Below are 255 nucleotides of genomic sequence, written 5' to 3' on the forward strand. Positions count from 1 at the left end.
TGTGCGCAGTCGTTCCAGCGCGGGGTCCTCGCGTGGACGCCCCAGTACGGCATGATCACGGTTTCGAGCTGGTTCCTTGCGCCGTGGCAGGCGCAGGGGGCGGGTTCGGGTCGTCTGGGTGCTCCGACGGCCGCGGCGACGTGCTCGGCGGTGACGTGCTCGCAGGCGTTCGAGGGTGGCGTTCTCTCGGGGTCGCCGTCGAACGGTGTGGTCGCTGTGTACGGCGCGTATCGGGATGTGTGGATGGCGTCGGGC

At 70.2% G+C, this 255-nt stretch carries 1 protein-coding gene; it reads left to right on the forward strand.

Going from position 1 to position 255, the window contains the following annotated elements; genetic code table 11:
- On the forward strand, window positions 1–255 hold a 255-nt coding region (locus SK224_RS16745; RefSeq protein WP_413816806.1), incomplete at both ends, for an LGFP repeat-containing protein.

Source organism: Microbacterium sp. BG28 (genome assembly GCF_034044005.1).
GTDB lineage: Bacteria > Actinomycetota > Actinomycetes > Actinomycetales > Microbacteriaceae > Microbacterium.